The 19539-nt window shown below is 39.4% G+C and carries 14 protein-coding genes; 11 read left to right on the top strand and 3 right to left on the bottom strand.

What is annotated here, in order from left to right:
- Positions 1-163: 163 nt before the first annotated feature.
- Both prfB and secA read right to left on the bottom strand, forming a co-directional pair.
- Positions 164-1265 (bottom strand): peptide chain release factor 2 gene (gene prfB / locus LG336_RS23590; RefSeq protein WP_404329914.1). Its coding sequence is split into 2 segments (ribosomal slippage): positions 164-1192 and positions 1194-1265, totalling 1101 coding nucleotides; the frame shifts between segments, so codons are not numbered across the junction.
- A gap of 366 nt (positions 1266-1631) precedes the next feature.
- Positions 1632-4139, bottom strand: a complete 2508-nt coding sequence (gene secA, locus LG336_RS23585; protein ID WP_404329913.1) for a preprotein translocase subunit SecA — start codon at positions 4137-4139, stop codon at positions 1632-1634.
- Positions 4140-4713: 574 nt separating this feature from the next.
- Between secA and LG336_RS23580 the strand changes: the two genes are divergently transcribed.
- The 11 genes from LG336_RS23580 to LG336_RS23530 all read left to right on the top strand — a co-directional run bounded on the left by LG336_RS23580 (position 4714) and on the right by LG336_RS23530 (position 18805).
- On the top strand, positions 4714-6054 hold the full coding sequence (locus LG336_RS23580) for a cytochrome c3 family protein (protein ID WP_404329912.1): 1341 nt from the start codon (positions 4714-4716) through the stop codon (positions 6052-6054).
- A 29-nt stretch (positions 6055-6083) separates the two neighbouring features.
- Entirely contained in the window at positions 6084-7271 is a 1188-nt protein-coding gene (locus LG336_RS23575) for a NapC/NirT family cytochrome c (RefSeq protein WP_404329911.1), read from the top strand.
- Between the two features lie 21 nt (positions 7272-7292).
- Positions 7293-7982, top strand: coding sequence for a tetratricopeptide repeat protein (locus tag LG336_RS23570; protein WP_404329910.1), 690 nt, complete (start codon positions 7293-7295; stop codon positions 7980-7982).
- Between the two features lies 1 nt (position 7983).
- Positions 7984-8955, top strand: a complete 972-nt coding sequence (locus LG336_RS23565) for a 6-bladed beta-propeller (protein ID WP_404329909.1) — start codon at positions 7984-7986, stop codon at positions 8953-8955.
- 146 nt (positions 8956-9101) lie between these two features.
- Entirely contained in the window at positions 9102-10682 is a 1581-nt protein-coding gene (locus LG336_RS23560; protein WP_404329908.1) for a cytochrome c3 family protein, read from the top strand.
- A 398-nt stretch (positions 10683-11080) separates the two neighbouring features.
- Positions 11081-13249 (top strand): Ig-like domain-containing protein, encoded by a 2169-nt coding sequence (locus LG336_RS23555; protein WP_404329907.1) that lies wholly within the window; start codon positions 11081-11083, stop codon positions 13247-13249.
- Between the two features lie 288 nt (positions 13250-13537).
- Positions 13538-14395, top strand: a complete 858-nt coding sequence (locus tag LG336_RS23550) for a YitT family protein (RefSeq protein ID WP_404329906.1) — start codon at positions 13538-13540, stop codon at positions 14393-14395.
- A gap of 51 nt (positions 14396-14446) precedes the next feature.
- A complete protein-coding gene (gene cccB / locus LG336_RS23545; protein WP_404329905.1) occupies positions 14447-14767 on the top strand; it encodes a cytochrome c551 in 321 nt (106 codons plus the stop codon).
- A gap of 1032 nt (positions 14768-15799) precedes the next feature.
- A complete protein-coding gene (gene ftsE / locus LG336_RS23540; RefSeq protein ID WP_404329904.1) occupies positions 15800-16486 on the top strand; it encodes a cell division ATP-binding protein FtsE in 687 nt (228 codons plus the stop codon).
- Positions 16476-17372, top strand: coding sequence for a permease-like cell division protein FtsX (gene ftsX, locus LG336_RS23535; protein ID WP_404329903.1), 897 nt, complete (start codon positions 16476-16478; stop codon positions 17370-17372). The genes ftsE and ftsX overlap by 11 nt, the downstream gene beginning before the upstream one ends.
- Positions 17373-17473: 101 nt before the next feature.
- Positions 17474-18805 carry a murein hydrolase activator EnvC family protein gene (locus LG336_RS23530; protein WP_404329902.1) on the top strand — a complete coding sequence of 444 codons (1332 nt, stop codon included), beginning with the start codon at positions 17474-17476 and terminating at the stop codon, positions 18803-18805.
- 167 nt (positions 18806-18972) lie between these two features.
- On the opposite strand, the gene LG336_RS23525 is transcribed toward LG336_RS23530, so the two are convergent.
- Entirely contained in the window at positions 18973-19293 is a 321-nt protein-coding gene (locus LG336_RS23525; protein WP_404329901.1) for a phage holin family protein, read from the bottom strand.
- Between the last annotated feature and the right edge of the window lie 246 nt (positions 19294-19539).

Genomic DNA, 19539 nt, shown 5'->3' with positions numbered 1-19539 from the left:
CGGCTGGGGTGAGGGTTTTGTGACCAAAAGGATTAGACAGGCTCATCCAAACAAGTCAGAAAAAAACAAGGCTGTTGAGAAGATACTCTCGTCAGCCTTGTTTTTTGTTATTATGCAGCATGGCAAGAACTAGCTCTATGCCAAAGTTCGCCTGCTGCTTTTCTTATGAAATCTTCGAGCGCAAGTATGCATCAATAAACGGATCGAGGTCGCCATCCATCACGCCTTGAACATTCCCAGACTCAACGTTGGTACGATGGTCCTTGACCATTGAGTACGGATGAAAGACATAAGAGCGAATCTGGCTTCCCCAGCCAATCTCTTTTTGTTCTCCGCGAATTTCAGCAAGTTGCTTTTCTTTTTCCTCAATTTGTCGTTGGTAAAGCTTTGCCTTTAGCATTGTCATCGCTCGCTCGCGGTTTTTAATTTGTGAACGTTCAGTCTGACAAGTTACTACTACACCTGTGGGAGTGTGGGTAATCCTTACGGCAGAGTCTGTTGTATTGATATGCTGACCCCCTGCACCACTTGCTCGGTAAGTATCAATCTTTAAATCCTCAGTTCGGATTTCAATTTCAACATCATCGCTTAATTCTGGCATCACTTCACAAGACACAAAGGAAGTGTGTCGACGACCCGAGGAATCGAATGGAGAGATTCGGACGAGGCGATGTACGCCTTTTTCAGCCTTCAAATATCCATAGGCATTATGCCCCTTGATCGATAGTGTTACGCTTTTAATTCCAGCTTCATCACCAGGAAGGTAGTCAAGGGTTTCTACCTTAAAGCCCTTTTTCTCCGCCCATCTTGTGTACATGCGCAGTAACATTGAGCCCCAGTCCTGCGACTCTGTACCACCTGCTCCTGGATGGAGCTCAAGAATGGCATTGCTTTTATCATATTCTTCGCTTAATAGGAGCTCTAGCTCAAAATCATTTAAGCGCTGTGATAACTCAACTAATTCGGCTTCAAGTTCAGCTTGTAGCTCTGCGTCACTTTCTTCCTTTACTAGTTCATAAGAGACCTCTAGGTTTTCAAATGTTTCAAACATATCATGGAAAACATGAACCTGGTCTTTTAAAGCATTCGATTCATTAATAAAGGTTTGAGCCTTTTGTTGATCATCCCAAAAATCAGGAGCAAGCATGAATTCATCTAGTTCTGCAATCCTTGCTTCCTTTGTTTCTAGGTCAAAGAGACCCCCTAAAGTCCGCTAATTTCTTAGCTGTTTTTTCGAGTTCATTCCGAATATCCGCTAATTCCATCTCGTTCACCTCTTAAAAAATGGTTGTTTTTGCAAAGATTGTTGTTAAAATTGTAAAAATCTTAAAGCAGATTTTTACTACCTAAAGCCGATTTTAACGCAAGATAAGTTATTTCCTACGTTATAGTAAGTTTGCAAGCTCTTTTCTCATTATTAAAAAGCTGTTTTGCAGTGAATCCATCTTATTTATTAACCAAAAGCAACAAACTTTGAGAAAAGAGCCTAAAAAATAGATAATTACTATTATAGCTGATTTTTTGTTCGATAGGAAAAAAGAGGCGGCGAAATATTTTCGCCGACCCCACAAAAATTTTCTTTAACAATATATGCCACTTCATTGGCGGTAGTCATTATGACCTATTGCAGATTACTCATGTTTTCCATGGCAGTTTTTATACTTCTTCCCACTTCCGCAATAACAAGGGTCGTTTCGACCGATGTCCATTTGCTTCACAACAGGCTTTTTCTTTGGCTTTTCTCCGCCTTCTTCTTTTGGATTCACCGCATGTCCTTTTACGACTTCTTGACGTTGAAGGTTATTGCGGATTTCAGCCTTCATGATGTAACGAGCAACATCTGCCTCGATGGCTTCTACCATGCTTTCAAACATTGCAAAACCTTCTGTTTGGTATTCACGAAGTGGGTCAATTTGTCCGTATGCACGTAAATGAATACCTTGACGGAGATGCTCCATTTGGTCAATATGATCCATCCACTTCGAATCCACACTACGGAGAACGATAACTTTCTCGAACTCACGCATTTGGTCTGGTTCCATTTGCTCTTCTTTTTCATTATAACGTTGCTTGACCTTATCAAAAATAATATCAACGATTAGCTCGCGAGTTTTCCCTTCTAGGTCCGCTATCGTTAATTCTCCCTCGCGGAGAAGATTCCCGTTCACATAGTCAATAATAGCGTCTAGCTTCCACTCATCCGAATCCTCTACGGTGTGAGCAAAGACATTTCGTTCAATGGAAGAACGAATCATCGTTTCAACAATATTACGGAGGTTTTCAGACTCAAGGACCTCATCACGTTGCTTATAAATAATTTCACGCTGCTGGCGAAGAACATCATCGTATTGAAGCAATTGCTTACGAGCATCAAAGTTATTGCCTTCTACACGTTTCTGTGCTGATTCTACAGCGCGTGTCACCATTTTACTTTGAATTGGTTGAGTATCATCCATTCCAAGGCGACTCATCATGTTTTTCATATTGTCTGAACCAAAGCGACGCATTAGTTCATCTTCCATCGACAAGTAGAACTGTGTAAGTCCTGGGTCACCTTGACGCCCTGAACGACCACGGAGCTGATTATCAATCCGTCGGCTTTCGTGACGTTCCGTACCAATAACCGCTAGACCACCAAGTTCTTTAACGCCTTCCCCTAACTTGATATCCGTACCACGACCAGCCATATTGGTAGCGATGGTAACGGCACCCCGTTGACCAGCTTCTAAAATGATCTCTGCCTCGCGCTCATGATTCTTTGCATTTAGGATATTGTGTTTAACGCCCTTTTTAGTCAAATATCTTGAGATGATTTCAGAGGTCTCAATCGCTACGGTGCCTACAAGCACAGGTTGTCCTAATGCATTGCGCTGAGCGATATCCTCAACAACCGCTCGGAATTTTCCATCCATTGAAGCAAAGATAAGATCTGCTCGGTCATCACGGATGATCGGGCGGTTTGTAGGAATAACGACTACATTCATATTGTAAATATTGCGGAATTCTTCTTCCTCTGTTTTCGCAGTACCAGTCATCCCAGCAAGCTTTTCGTACATTCTGAAAAGGTTCTGGAAGGTAATCGTCGCAAGCGTCATGCTTTCATTTTGAACTTCTAGGCCTTCCTTCGCTTCAATCGCTTGATGTAAACCATCGCTGTAACGACGTCCTTTCATTAGACGCCCTGTAAACTGGTCAACGATGACAATCTCGCCATCTTGGACAACATAATCCACGTCAAGGTGCATACTAGCGTTTGCTTTTAACGCCTGATTAATATGATGATTCAAAGTGACATGAGAGATATCGAATAGGTTTTCAATTCCAAAAGCCTTCTCTGCTTTGGTAATTCCTTCTTCGGTCAACTGAACCCCTTTTGTTTTTTCATCATACGTATAATCTTCGTCTTTTTTCAGCATTCTTACAAAGGCATTCGCTTGAATATAAAGAGCTGCACTCTTTTGAGCTGATCCTGAAATGATTAACGGGGTCCGAGCCTCGTCGATTAAAATCGAATCTACTTCATCGATGACAGCATAATGAAGCGGACGTTGTACTTTCTGATGGCTGTATAGCACCATATTGTCACGCAGATAGTCAAACCCGAACTCATTATTAGTCCCGTAAGTAATATCAGCAGCATAGGCAGCTTGCTTTTCTTCATTATTCATTCCATTTAAGTTTAAGCCAACAGATAAGCCGAGGAACTCGTATAGCTGTCCCATTTCATTGGCATCGCGACTAGCTAGGTATTCGTTGACAGTTACAACATGGACGCCTTTTCCTGTAATCGCGTTGAGGTAAACAGGCATTGTGGCCGTAAGTGTTTTACCTTCACCTGTTTTCATCTCAGAGATATTTCCTTCGTGAAGAGAAATACCACCCATCAACTGTACCTTATAAGGATAAAGACCAAGTACACGGCGCGCTCCTTCACGAACAACCGCAAAGGCCTCAACTAACAGGTCATCAGTCGATTCACCTTGTTGATAGCGTTCCTGAAACTCTTTTGTTTTCCCTCTTAACTCATCGTCCGAAAATTTTTCCATATCGCCGCTCAAGGCATCAATTTGGTCGGCAAGCCTTGTTAGACGTTTCAAATCGCGCTTATTCTGGTCGAAAATTTTATTTAAAATCCCCATACTGACGCTCCTTTTATCAATTCATTCCCAAGAGGATATTTCCAAATGAAAAGGATTCGCTAAAAAAGCAACGAATCCTTGAAAAATCCGTACTATTCCTACTAATTTTACCACTTACTATTTGGAGTGACAACTAATGGCAAATACGAATCATTTTAATAGAAGCTAATTCACACAGAAATTCCTTTTCCAAAGCAAATGGATTTATCCCTCTTCCCGGTTTTTGCCCAAAAGAATAAAATGCATCCTTTTATTAATAAATTCCTATTTGATAGAGGAAAAATATATGGTGCTATAGGTTTTACTAGTTTACAAGTTTATAAGGTTATTTACATATTTATTCAACTCTTCGGTTGCACACTTTAGCACTGTAAACACCTTAAAAATCCTTTTAAAACAGCATTTATGTCGGTTTTTAGACTAAAATGTGAACGATTAATTTTTTAGTTAATAATGTAATTTTATTCACAGAATGTACATTGGAAAAAGTTTAGGAATATCGGATACTTTGTTATAGGGAAGAACACCTAAAAAAACATAAAAAGCCATTCATCTCGTAAAGGGGGAGAGCATAATGAGGTTCTGGAAGAAAAAAGAGAAAATCCAGACAGAAGAAACAGAGAAAAAACCAGGTTTATTTAGAAGAATGTGGCGCAAGTTCCGTGGGATAGACTGGAAAAACCCAGTGAATCGCTGGAAGTTGTTATTTGCTAGTTTATTTGCAGTTGTAGGCTTTTCAGGATTTTTATGGGGAGCAATTGCATTTACATCTAATCCATCATTCTGTTCTTGGTGTCATGAAATGGCACCGGAATATGTAACATTTGAAGTTAGTGCACATAGTGAAATTAAATGTACTCAATGTCATATAGAGCCTGGTGCGGTAAACATGGTCACACACAAAGTTCACTCTCTTAAGGAAGTTTACTACCATATAGTCGGTGTTCCTGACCCGATTGTTCAAACAATAGCAGTTACAAATGAGAGCTGTATGACCTGTCACTCAGAAAACCGTCTTGTTTCAGCTACTGGGGACTTAATCGTCAACCATAGTGAACATATTCAAGAAGATATACCTTGTGTAACCTGCCATAGCGGAGTTGCTCATGCGAAAGTGGTCGAGCGCGGCATTAACTACCAAAAAGATATGGATTACTGGACCATGGAAAATGCCGATAAGCTAGTGAACGATACGTATATGAGACCCAATATGGGAACTTGTATCGACTGTCACGATAAGGTCAATAAAGGCGATAAGCCTTGGGAAGATATTCAATACAGTCTCCCTGAAAATCCGCATAAAGACGGCCATGGCAAGCAGGATGATGAAGATGGACATGCTGAGGCAGCAACTACAAATCTATCAGCAGAAGATAAAGCTGCTGTAGCAAAGAAAAAAGCCCAAGGAATTATCTTCCAAGCACTTGGTAAGCAGGTAGAGGATGTTAAGATTTCTATGGAATGTTCAACATGTCACTTAGAGGTAAGTACTCCTAAAAACCATAAAGCAATCGACTGGAATCAAAATCACGGCAATGCAGCTATTAACACCTTGGATGAATGTATTGATTGTCACCAGGATTCGAAATGGATTAAGCATTTTGAAAAACAAGACATTGTTAGCTTAATTGATGCTGGTGCTTCAAGAACAAAATACAATCCTGATCTATCGATTGTAAAAACAGACTCGCGTGAAAATAATTTCTGTAGCTCTTGTCATAGTTACCGTCCTGAAGGACACGTAGAATCCGATGTTTGGTTAACTGCACATGCTGACAAAGCGGAAACTAAACAACAGAAGGAAGAATGCTATGTCTGTCATGATCAATCCAAAACTTTAGAAAACACGAAATTAACTGCACCAACGGATGTATATTGTGAACAATGTCACAGAACAGGATTTAAAAGCAAATAATAGATTAACATTTTCAAGGAGGGATCTAAGTGAATGATCATAACGAGGAACAACGGACCCCTCCCCGCTTTAGCGGTAAATGGAAAGTAGCCTCACTTACACTTTTATTCTTGGTGATTTTCTTCTCGATTAGTTATGCGGGCCTTGAAGGGTCGTCAAGCTCAAAGTATTGTGTCTCATGTCATGAAATGAAACCACAATATTATACGTGGGAAGCCTCTACTCATAGTGAAGTTGACTGTGTTGCCTGCCACGTTGAGCCAGGACTAGAAAGCCAATTAAAGTCAAAAGTGGGCAATGTTGAAGAGGTCTATAAAAAATATACCGAGACTTATATCGCACCAATCACAATGCCATCTGAAATCCCTGATGAGTCTTGTGAGAAATGTCATAACATTAACACTAGAAATTTTACTCCTTCAGGAGATTTAATTATCCCACATGATAAACATAAAACAGAGGGAATCACATGTGTTCAATGTCATAGTGGTGTTGCGCATGGAAAGATTTCAGACAGAAGGGTTACTTATAAAAGTGATTATGATAAATGGTCTGAGACTCAAGGGAAGTTATTAATGACTGATACGAAGTACACGAAACCTCAAATGCAGACATGCATGGATTGTCACCGTGTCCGTAATGCTCCACTTGAATGTCAAGCTTGTCATGAAACGACGATGCTGCCAGATAATCACAAAACAAAGGAATTCAAAGTTGGAGGGCATGGAAAAATAGAGCCAGCTGAACTTCAAAACTGTGAAAAATGTCATTCGTATATGTCTACTGAGTCATACGACTTATTTAAAGAATCAGCTAGCTATACGAAGTTTTTAAATAAAGATAAAGAGAATCCACATGAGGATTTAAACAATCCAGAAGTCTCACAATATGCTAAAACCAATACGTTTTGTAAGGATTGCCATGGAATCCGTCCCGAGAGTCATAAACAGTCATTATTTTTGATGAATCATGGGATGCTTTCAAAGGACAATAACAATTGTTTCACCTGTCACGATAACCGCATTGTCAGTGATGCACCAGTAACCAATGTTGCCTGTGCTTCTTGTCACCCAAGTATGCATCCTGGTGAATGGAAATCAAGACATCCTGTTCCACTTAGCGACAGTCAGAAATTTGATCGAAGTTGCTTACAATGTCATGTCGAATCGACATGTACAAAATGCCATAGTTTAGACGGAAAACGAAATGACCAATAAGAAACCGAGAGGGGAATAACCATGGAAACAGAAAAAATAACCCAGGAAGTCGAGGAGAAACCTAGGAAACAGCCAAAATTCTTCACTAAGGTTCAAGCATTCCTCCTGATTTTTCTTTCATTTGCGGTTACATCAGGTGCAGGATACGCTCTCGGCCACTTCTACTTTTGGAATGATATTGATATGAAGAGGGTGAACGAACAGCTAGCGTATTATCAAGAGGAAGTAAGGAAAGATCCTGCTAATTTGGAAAATCGGATTATTCTAGGATATACCCACTACTTAAAAGGTCAGAACGAGGAAGCTATAAAGCAATTTGATTATGTTATTGACCAAGATAAAAATTACTACGATGCCTATTACAATATGGGACTAGTTTTTTTAGATGAGGAACGTTATAACGAAGCACTTCTTATGTTTGACAAGACAGTAAACATTGCTCCTAAAGACTTTAAGGGTCACGTACAAATGGGCATAACATATAGAAACCTTGGAATGTTTGAAGAAGCTATGGAAGCACTTGAAGTAGCAAACCAACTTAATCCCGCTAACTCAGACATTATTTATCAAATTGGCCTAGTTGCAGAAGATCAAGGAGAAATTAAAATTGCCATGGATATCTTCAAAGATGCACTCCAATATGACCCACTTTTTGAAGAAGCGGCAACTGCACTTGAACGAGTAACCGAGAAAGATACAGAAGGTGAATGACATGAAAAGACGTAATACGTATATTTCAATGGCAATGGTTTCATTGGTAACGGCAGCTGTATTTACAATCTTGTTTATGAATCAGGCTAGGGCAATCCCAACTGGGTTAGTAGATGTGATTAATCCGGACGGAGCTCCACAGTATAGTCATCAATTGATTGGAGACTTTGAAAATTCATTAGATAAGCCAATGGATGTTGCCTCTTCAAGCTCTTTTACCTTTGTTTCTGACACAAATAATAAAAGGATCATGGTTTTTGATCTTGCAGGTTCTCTTCTCTACCATTTTGGGGAAGAAGGAAACCAACCGGGTCAATTCAAATTTCCTTATGGGATCACAGTTGATGCAGAAGGTCGGGTATATGTGGCCGATTTATACAACGGGACAATATCCATTCATGATGAGAAAGGGGAATTTGTTGAATACTTTGCCCATGAATATAGCAAGGACAAAACAATTAGCTCTCCGGGCGGGTTGCGAATTGTTGACGAGAAAGTATATGTGACAGATATACAGCAGAACAAGGTGTTTGTCTTTAACATGGAAGGAGAACTTCTTCTTGAAATAGGACAACCAGGAAAAGACGATGGGGAATTCATAGCTCCAAATGCAATTACCGCGGATGAGGAAGGAAATATTTACGTTGTTGATACTGGGAACCAGCGTGTTCAAATTTTTGATAAAGAAGGAAATTTCCAACGAATTATTAATGGCTCAAAAGACGGTAAAGGCGAGTCGGTCTTTGTAAACCCTAGAGGTATTGGTATTGATAGCAGAGGGTTTGTTTATGTTGTCAGTAATTTAACTCATATGGTCTATGGGTTTACAAAAGAAGGCGAACAGAAGTTTACATTCGGATCCATGGGTGAATCAAACGGCCAGTTCTACCTCCCTAATGGCCTATTCATCGATGAAGAAGATAACGTTCTTATTACCGACACCCTTAATTTAAGAGTCTCTGTTTTTAATTAAAAGGAAATGTTCGGACCAACTAAATGACACATTAAACATGAGAACCTTAAAGGAGGTGGTTTGTGGAACGAGGCCTGAGCATAGGTAACTCATAGGGAATTTAGAAAAAAACAGAGAGAAAGATTTAATTAAGGGAGGTTTTTAGCTTGAAAAAATTTAGTTTTAGTTTGCTTTTTGTAATTATGCTGTTTGGTATTTTTACATTCGCTGCTTCTGCAGAAGATTACAATACACCAAACACTACTCCTATTACTGTTGAACCAACAATTGATAATGCTAACGATACTGGTGTAGGTGCTGATGCTGAAGAAGCACCTATAGAAGGAGAGATGGCAGAAGTTATCAAAAACGTAGATGGCCATAAGACACACGGTGAATACCAAAACAACACCAACTCTTGTGCAAGCTGTCACCAAACGCATACATCTAAAGGTAAGCAATTATTATTTGCTGACACAACTTATCAGACTTGTGCTTCTTGTCACGATGGTACCTTAGGATTCTATAACGTCTTTGAATCTGGTGAAAATGCTGACTTAGACGGTGCTGGTACTTTCGGTGGAAGTCATGCTAATAACATGAGTATTCACCAGTCTAATGACACTGTTCAGGTTAAAGCTGCTCCTGGTGGCAACAAGTCTTCTGCAGATGCAAAAACATGGGGAGCATCATTTAGCTGTGCAAGCTGTCACGCGCCACACGGATCTTATAGTGACCGTTTATTACACTACAATCCAAATGGTATGGCAACTACCCCTATTAAGGATGGTGAAGATGCGCTAACAGGCGGAAAACAAATTGTATTACATGATGTTACAACCACTAAACCTGCTGCTGGGGTTTACGCTTTAGTAAAAGAAACCTCCACTACTGAAAAAGTTTCAGATGCTGATGAATTTGCTGTAAAAGTTTACCTATATAAGGGTACTACTAAACAAGAAGTTCCAATGCTTTACGGTTATGGTAGTCATGGTCAGCCACATTTCACTCACTTAGCGTATACTCATCCAACCCATGGTACTGGTCGTATTGAGTATGGAAATGCAGATATTTATTTCAGCAACGAACATGGGTACTTTAAAGCACTAACTAAAAAAGGTAATGAAATTCTAACAGGCTCAACTTCGCTAAAAGGACAAGTTTCTTTGGCTTATGTAGTTAAAATGGATCTTCAAGAAGTACAAGATATTGACGGCTTAAAGATTTATAAGAATAACCAGTCTGCTTACTGGACCGAAAAGACCCTTAATAACACAGGTACAACTAAAGATTTCGTGGGACAAGGTGTTGCGATGTCTGAGTACTGTGCTTCTTGTCACACAGATTACATTGCAAAATCAAGTTCTTCCTCAGGTATAAAATCAGGTACGTTTGAAAAAGCTTACCGTCATACTACAAACAATGCTAGCTACACTTGCGTGCGCTGTCACTTTGCTCATGGTACTGACGCTGAAATTATGATGGATGCTCAAGGTGAAACAGTCGCTGACTTAACAGCTACTGACGGTAAATTTGAAGGAAATAAACCATCAGCTCTTGAATATATGACAGACACCAACCCATCATCAGCACTTAAAAAGTTCACGAACATGACCGTATGTTGGGCTTGTCACAACAGCTCTAAGGCTACAACAATCAAGAACACTAACCGTCCAGAAGATCATCCAAACGGTATGCCTAAAACTGATGTTGATTTTGGCGGAACAATTAAATCTATCCAACGCTAAAAAAGCTAACAATTAGCTGCAACTAATCGTTAGCCGAAAGAAAAAATGTGACGGATTAAGGTATTGTGCCTTGGCACAATACCTTATTTCTCTTTTATCAACCATTTTCTATTTAATTAAGGCCCTTGTCAATTTCATCTTCCGGACTTAAATTAACTTTTATCTCAAGTTACAACACATAAAATATATTAACTGTTTACTCCGTCACATTTTTCGGGATATGTGGTATCTATAACATTCCGTTATTAAAAAATGCATTTGTGACATTCCAACATTTTTTATATGTATATTTATTGAATTTCCAACGAATCTACTAGTCCCTCCTTTGTCTAAGGATTAAAATAGTAATAGGAAGAATCTAGTTATTTTTGAAAGTGAAATAGAAATGAGGGTTAAGGATGAACTATAGGAGAAACTTACTACATCATAATAGATTCCGATTTGTGATCCTTCTAATTATATGCATACACCTAATCAATCCTACTCAATTTCTTAATGTGGTTCAAGTTGGTGCCACCGAGCTCATCACTTCTGATACAGGTGAAGATAACAGTAATACTGATGAAATTCAGACTGAGCCCCAACCTGTAGAAGCTGAATCATCCGAAGTAGAGGAACCTGAAGTCTCCATTTCCATTACCTTGCCTGAGGATGGTGCAGTATTTAATACTAGTAACATTGACTTTATCGGTAATGTAACCTTATTTGAGACTCCAACAGATGTCACGGTCGAGCTTTTTTCTGTAGATAATCTAATAGGTACAGCTACTGTTGAGGAGGATGGAACTTGGTTAGTTTCAGTTACTCTCCTAGAAGGCACTTATTCAGTCTACGCAGTTGCCAAAGATTCTTTAGGAAACTTAGCCACTACTGAGCCAGTAAACATCATCATTGATTTAACCTCACCGTTTATTTCTTTGAACAGTCCGGTTGAAGGGGCATATATTACCGAACCGATTTTATCAGGAACTACAGAAACAAATTCCAAAGTGAAAATTTGTCTGCAATGTTTAGAGGACACTGAAGGAACTATCACCGGGGAATGGACAACCTTATTAGCCAATGAATTTGGTGAATGGGAACATGAAGACACAGAGTTACCTGAGGGTGAACACACCATTTATCTCCTAGCCATCGATCCTGCAGGTAACGAGAGTGATTATACACATCTTAAATTTACCTATGATAAAACTAGACCTGTTGTACTACCAAGCGTTCAGCCGAAGCACGATATGACCCATGTCCCTTTAGATACATCTTTTACTTTTATGATTTCTGATAATCTAGGTTTAGACGCTGCTTCAATAACAAATGAAGTAATCACGTTATCCCATAATGGTGAAAACATTCCTGTTAACCTAACGGATTATAATTCTGAAACTGGCCACATAACCTTCAATGCGGAAACAGAACTACAGCCTGGGGAAAAGTATTTAGTTTCCATTAATCCATTTTATAAAGATATGGCCGGAAACATTGGGCGTCCGAGGTTTTGGTCGTTTACGACAATTGGGGACCAAGTTCGCTTAGAAAATAATCCATATGGCGAAAACCCGCACGGAATGTATCAAAACAATGTTAATACTTGCAACAATTGCCATAGTACCCATGTAGCCGACAATGGAAAGCTTTTATCGGATTCGACCCCCCTTACAGATACGAATATCGGAAATTACTGTAATGCCTGTCACGATGGTACGGTTGGAGCTCCGATACCTGATAATGCAACTAGTTCACATAGTCATAATTATGGAGTCAGTATTGATGGTTCACAAACCAAAAACTCATGTGCAAGCTGTCACAACCCTCATATAGAATGGTCAGAAACGAATCCTAACCTTATTCAGGATCATTTTACTTATGAACATTCAGAGGAAGCTGTTGCGAAAAATGAAAATAGAGAAATCCCTAATAGTAGCAAAGAGCAGTTATGCGAATCTTGTCATGAAACAGATAATATCGCTAGAATGACCGACCCCCGGGTTGATTATCGTATCTTTCAATATAATAAATGGAATACATCAGTTGGACTATATGAAGACTACGAGCTTTGCTTACGTTGCCATAATGCAAACTTCAAGGAAAAGTCTCCGGACATTGCGGATATCGCTCAATTCTTTAATAACATAACGGAAGAAATCAAAAAGCAATATGAAGAAACAGAACAAACATCTTTTGCCGATAGGGACCAGACTGAGGAAAAAGCTTTCTCAGGCCACATCATCAAAGCCGAGGATGGAAGCCCACTAGCAGGTCATATCCCATGCGCAGATTGCCATGATACACATGGCTCGAATAATGTTAAGCAATTGAAAGAAAAAATCGGTCATGAAAATCCTTCAGAGTTTACTTTATCAACCGGAGAGTGGGACGTTAGTAAAGAACGTAGTTTCTGTTTATCTTGCCATAATGGTTCAACAGCAATTTATGGTGTAACGGGAACAATTCCTGACCCAACCCTCTCATCGGGTCACCAAGAAGAAAACCAATCATGTGCTAGCTGCCACGGTGGGTCATCTCAATCCTTCATCGAGGCTGCCCATGCTCCAAAGCGAACGAGCCAATAAATAAATCCCTCCAACAAATCGGAGGGATTTTCTTTTTACTCTTTCTCATGTTTCTGGATTTTTAAAAAGACTTCTTCCTCTTCCTCTTACTTCCTTGAGGGTGTTAGTAGTAGGCAATAAGTATTCTATATAACAATTGCTTTTCAAACGCGTATAATAAGGTTCGCACTATATGAATACTACTAATACCCAGTTTACCCCTTTAACACGGTAGTCGACTGTTATTTACAGTTCAGAACCCTCATGTTATACTCACTGCTGGAAAAATCAACTAAGGGGTTTTAATTTATGAAAAAGCGAAGGCAACATCCAAACTTCCAAAAAGCAATGGAGTACATATATACATTAATTGGTGCTTCTTTTATCGCATTGGCCTTTAACCTATTTTTGCTTCCAAATCAGGTTGCTTCTGGTGGTGTGAGTGGAATTAGTATTATCTTGGCTAATGTTCTGGGTTGGGAACCAGCGTTTGTTCAATGGTCTTTTAATATTCCTCTATTCATTGCGGGCGTGCTGCTTCTTGGAGGCCGGCAATATGGGCTAAAGACACTTGTCGGAACAGCGTTTCTTCCATTTGTCGTATATCTTACAAAAGATATAGAACCTTGGACAACGGATCCACTTTTGGCAGCTCTATTCGGAGGAATCGGCGCCGGATTAGGCTTAGGGATTGTGTTTCGTGGAAAAGGGTCTACTGGGGGCACGGACCTTGCCGCGCAAATCCTTAATAAATACACCGGTATCTCATTAGGTACCTCGATTGCACTCATTGATGGGGTAATCGTCCTTGGGGCTGCAATGATTTTCGATATTGAACGAGGACTTTATGCCTTGATAGGACTTTATGTAACAAGCAAAACGATTGATCTTGTCCAGGTTGGAATCGGTAGGTCAAAAATGACAATGGTGATTACTTCAAAACAAGAAGAAGTACGTGAAGCAATTCTGAATAAAATTGACCGGGGGATGACAAAACTAACAGCATATGGTGGGTATACAGATCAAGAGCGGCCAATCTTGATGTGTGTCGTGGATCAATCGGAGTTCACAAAATTGAAACAAATTGTGAAATCCATTGACCCTAGTGCGTTTGTCATCGTTACTGACGCTTCGGAGGTATTAGGTGAAGGTTTTAAAAGAGAGTAAGCCTGGTATATTATAGGTGTGTAGGGAAAATTTTCTTAAGGGGGTTCTTTTGTGAAAAAGAAATTATTATTCTCATTATTAATGGGGGCATCTCTTGCACTAGCTGCATGTGGTGGCGGTGGAGATGAAGGTGGTGGCGACGGCGATACGGCTAGCGCCAATGGAGAAACCTTATATGCCCAAAGTTGTGCTGGCTGTCATGGTGGGGACTTACAAGGGGGAGCAGGTCCCGAGTTAGCTGCAATTGGGGCAAAATATTCTCAAGAAGAAATTGAAAACATCATTGCAAACGGACAGGGCACAATGCCACCGAAATTACTTGAAGGTGAAAAAGCATCAGCGGTTGCTGAATGGCTTGCTGCTAAAAAGTAAATAAAAAAAGAAAAATGCTTGGAGACATATATATGCTCCAAGCATTTTTTTATCCCAAGATAAGCACCGGTTAGCGATTTCCAAATCTTCAAGAATTGCCAGCAATAAGCCACTAAAATAAAGGGAGAAATTCCTCTTATTGAGGTAAAAGCACGAAAAATAGATTAAATAGCGGGAAAGATTCCGCCTATTTACTCGAAAAACATGAAAATGGACCATTTTGCTTTGCCTTAACGGGAAAAACTCCCCTTATATCCCCTGAATCGAGCCCTTTTCTGCAGGTAACGGGAAAAAATCCCCTTATTTAAACGATTAGTGGTTACTCAATTAAGGATAAGAAGAATGAATGTCTGTTTCATTAATCCGCCTCTCAGACACCCCCCTGCTAATTAAATATCAATTGTAACACACCGATTGGTATAACAATTAGCATGCGAATTATCATCCCGACAAAAATCTTATGACACCATGTTAAAAGGGGTTCGAATTTCAGGGCGGATTTACCGTTTATTTTATTAAACCCCATCTCATTCAGTTGCGAATAGGACTGCTAATTGGTGTGCTAATTTAGTTTTTGTATTCAAAATCCGAACCCGTTAGGAATTTCCTCTAGGTAAGGTTAATGGATTTTACTATTATAATGAAGAAAATAGTAGAAACCCCTAAAAATATGTCTATAAACCTTAGGAGAATCGACAAAGTTCTACTAGCCTCTTTAAGTATAAATGAATACCTTACTTACACAATTTGTCCAAGGATTTGTAATTAGAATGAAATAAAATTGAATTGTTTGTTTTCTGTTGATAAAGCCCCGTCCTTACAGTTTCCTCGCTTACGTGCAGGCAATTCTGCTAACAGATTTTTACGATTTCCCCCACTTTCTGGAGATTATGGCAATAAAGATGCTACTTGAAAAGAAACTGTAATATTTTTATGGGTTTCAATGGGGGGGCTAGATGATATAATAGGTCTGTTACAAAATATGTCGAATGCTAGCCAGTAGGGAAAATACTATCAAAGGTGATTCTAATTATGATAGAAATGAAGGACGTTTATAAAAAGTACCCGAATGGAGTTACAGCTGCAAACGGGATTAATGTATATATTGGCGCAGGTGAGTTTGTTTATGTAGTTGGACCAAGTGGTGCAGGTAAATCTACATTCATTAAAATGATGTACCGCGAAGAAAAAGCTACAACTGGAAGTATTACTGTAAATGGAATAAATCTTTCTACCTTAAAAAATAAACATGTGCCACTATTCCGACGCAATATTGGGGTTGTTTTCCAAGACTTTAAGTTGTTAAATGCTGTGTCGGTTTATGATAATGTTGCTTTTGCTATGGAAGTGATTGAAGAACAGCCTAGTGTAATCAGAAAGCGAGTGCTAGAAACGCTTGATCTTGTAGGTTTAAAGCATAAGGCTAGAATGTTACCAACTGAATTATCTGGTGGAGAACAGCAACGTGTTTCCATCGCAAGATCGATTGTAAATTCTCCAAAAGTGGTTATTGCCGATGAGCCTACCGGGAACCTTGATCCCGATACATCTTGGGGCATCATGAAAATCTTTGAAGAAATCAATTTAAGAGGGACAACCATTGTGATGGCTACTCATAATAAAGATATTGTTAATGGGATTAAGCATCGTGTCATTGCGGTAGAAGGCGGCAAAATTACACGAGACCAGCAGAAGGGTGAGTATGGATATGAAGGCTAGAACATTCCGCCGTCATGTTAAAGAAAGCTTTAAGAGTTTAGCCCGAAACAACTGGATGACATTGGCGTCTGTCAGCTCTGTAACGGTGACCTTATTGTTAGTCGGTGTCTTTTTCGTCATTATGATGAATCTGAATAGCGTGGCTACGTCAATTGAAAAGGATGTTGAAATCCGTGTTCATATTGATGTTGCGGCGAACGAGCAAGATAAAGAATTATTGGAACAAGAACTTAATAGGATACCAGCCGTCGATAGTATTGAATATTCTCCCAAGGAACAAGAACTTAATAGTTTAATTGACAGTTTCGGTGATGAAGGAGAAGCATTTAAACTTGTTGAACAGGAAAATCCTTTAAAAGATGTGTTCATCGTAAAGACGAAGAATCCAGCCGACACCATGAATACGGCTAAAGATATTGAACAATTGAATTATGTTTCGAGTGTGAAATACGGACAGGGAACAGTAGAGTCGCTATTTAAATTCATTGATATAAGCCGCAATGTTGGGTTGATTTTAATCATTGGATTGTTATTTACGGCTATGTTCCTCATCTCTAATACCATTAAGATTACGATTATGGCTCGTAAACGAGAAATCGAAATTATGAGACTTGTTGGAGCGACAAATTCTTTTATTCGCTGGCCGTTCTTTTTAGAAGGCCTATGGCTAGGGATTCTCGGTGCGATTATCCCTATCGCAGCCGTGTCCGCTGCTTATTATTATTTATATGACTTGATTCAGTCGAAACTAGCAGCTGATAATTTTATTAAACTACTTGAATTCAACCCATTTGTCTACCAGTTATCCGCTATCTTAATTTTAATGGGAGCGGCAATTGGAATTTGGGGTAGTTTGATGTCTGTAAGGAAATTTTTAAAGGTGTAAGGAAAAGTAGGGGGATTTTTCCTCTTACTTTTTACATAACACGAGATTGATAGAGTAGCGACGCTACAATTAAAAAGATGAGAGAGAGGGGTACAACAAAAGTGAAAAAGCAATTACTCTCACTAGCAGTAGTAAGTACATTAAGTTTAAGCACCCTGCTTAGCCCGATGATGGTGAATCAGGCCAGTGCCGATGACATATCATCATTACAACAACAGCATGAAGAGATTAATAAAAAGAAATCAAGCTTAAATGCCGAGATTGAGGAAAAGGAATCAAAGATCAATGAGATAAAAAGCGAACAGGCTTCTATTGATTCTGAAATTAAAAGACTAGATCTTGCAGTCGAAGATGCAACAAACAAGCTCGAAGAAAAGAATGCGCAAATTAGTAAAACTCAAGAGGAAATAAAGGAATTAGAAGCTGAGATTGTCGTTCTTACAGAGCGGATTGAAAAAAGAAATGAGTTGCTAAAGGATCGTGCTGCTTCCTATCAGGAAAGTGGCGGGAACATAAGCTATTTAGACGTACTCTTTGGAGCTCAAAGCTTCAGTGATTTTATTGACCGCGTGGGTGCGGTTGCAACCCTTGTTCAAGCAGATAAGGATATCCTTGAACAGCACCAAAAGGATAAAACGGATCTTGAAACAAAGCAAGCGGAAGTTGAACTTAAGCTTGCAGACTTAGAGGAAATGAAGGCAGAACTTGAAACGTTAAAAGCAAACCTCGACAGTCAGCGTAAGGAAAAGGAAGCGTTGATGGAAAATCTTAGGCAAGATGAAAAAGAGATGCATGCTGAAATAATTGCTGACGAAGAGGAAAATGCTGTTTTGGCTGCTCAAGCTGCAGCTATTCAAAAAGCGATTAATCTCGAACAAGCAAGACAAGCCGAGCTTGAGAGACAAAGGGCAGAAGCTGCTGCGGCCGCTGCCGCTGCTGCTAGTGCTTCTACTAGTACCTCTACTAGTACCTCAACTCAACAAAGCAGTGGGGGAGATTCTAATACGGTACAAGCAGCATCACTTCCACCAGTCTCTGGCGGTTCCTTTACTTGGCCAGCTTCTGGTATTGTCTCATCTGGTTTTCGTGGGTCAAGAGCAAATCATCATGGAATCGATATTGCCAAAAGAGGTCCTAATGTTCCAATTGTAGCTGCTGCTGACGGAGTGGTCATTAAATCCTATTACTCTCCAAGCTATGGAAATGCTATTTTTATTTCACACAGCATTAATGGACAAGTCTTTACGACTGTTTACGCACATTTGAGCAGCCGATCAGTTGGTAATGGAGCTGTCGTCAGAAAAGGCGACCGAATTGGCACAATGGGCAATACTGGACAATCTTATGGCCAGCACTTGCATTTTGAACTTCATAAAGGTCAATGGAATGGCGCGAAATCAAACGCTGTTAATCCTTTATCCTATTTACCTTAAAAAATATAAAAGGAGAGACGTTGTTCTCTCCTTTTTTTTGTTCCCTAAAAGTGATTTGTTTAAACTTGCTAGATGTTGTTGAGTATTGTTGTATCCAAAGTGTAATAGCCTATTTTTTAAATTAACAAGATGGATCCTCATCCTCTTTTTCAATGGTTAGTTCTTCTTTATATACTTTCTTTCTTTTTATCCCCGTTGTTCTCTACTCTCTTTTCAACTTTTAGTTTTTTATTTCTTTTTGAGCCCATTGTTTGTTTAAACATTTGATGTCCAAGTACGGAAACGCCTGCTGCAATGACTCCATTTAAAATACCTTCAGTTGAAAAGCCAAAAGCAAAGCTTCCAAAGCTTATGGAGATCACTAATAAAATCCAAATGATTGTCCAATCGGGAATCCTCGGTGTATGTTTTAAGCCGTAACCTATCACCCATAGGGCTGGTACCATCATATAATAATTTTGATTGAGGAATTCCAGTAATAAATCCATTCTTCTCACCTCCTGTAGGAATGTTTGCATGAAAATTGAATGCATGATTTCCGTAGAAACCATCTATCGCTAGCCCAAACAAATCTTCATTTCGACTTGCCGACTCTGAATGTAAACTTACCGTCAAATATCGGAGGAAGTTACTATATTATATGAACCTTCATTACTATTTGCTTGGACAAGAAAACTTGGGTAAATGTTTGTTTTTAAAAGAAGATTACCGTCGAATAAGAACAAGGAGCACAC

Origin of the sequence: Mesobacillus maritimus (assembly GCF_044803185.1) — a bacterium.
Taxonomy (GTDB): Bacteria; Bacillota; Bacilli; order Bacillales; family Cytobacillaceae; genus Mesobacillus_B; species Mesobacillus_B maritimus_B.
This window is presented reverse-complemented; position numbering and strand designations above follow the sequence as displayed.